We start from the raw sequence: 502 nt of genomic DNA, 5'->3' as shown, positions 1-502 counted from the left end.
CATGATGGAGAACGCTGCGCACTATCTGGAGGAAGACCGCATCCGGCGCGACAGCATCCGGGATGCGGTGCACGCGCGCTTTCGCCTGGCGACGGAGAAGCTTGCGGTGGAAACGGAGTGGCGAGCAGTGGAAGGCGACCCCGTGGCTCTCGTACTTCGTGAAGCGCGTGAGACCGATCTTCTCGTCGTCGGGCAACGGAACCACGATGAACCGGATGAATTCATTGCCGGCGACTTTGTGGAGACCCTGATCCTGGAGTCGGGCCGCCCCGTGCTGGTTGTGCCGTATGCGGGCAACTTCACTGCATTGCCGCAACGCGTGCTGGTGGCCTGGAGCGGCGGGCGCGAATCGGCCCGTGCGCTGCACGATGCCATGCCGATGATGACGGGCACCAATGTGCACGTGCTGCAGATCACAAGCACGCAGCCAAAGCACTGGGCCGAGGAAACCACGGTGGGTCAGGTGGCGCGTGCGCTGAATGCGCGCGGTATTCATACAACG

At 63.5% G+C, this 502-nt stretch carries 1 protein-coding gene; it reads left to right on the top strand.

Translation table 11 applies throughout. The features are described from left to right. Positions 1–502: universal stress protein (locus AC4FQX_RS15250; RefSeq protein ID WP_491168576.1), on the top strand; the 502-nt coding region annotated here is incomplete at both ends.

The sequence above is a fragment of the Flavobacterium sp. AK-301 genome, from assembly GCF_058310215.1.
The sequence above is the reverse complement of the archived record's forward strand: the minus strand, read 5'-3'. Positions and strand labels throughout refer to the sequence as shown.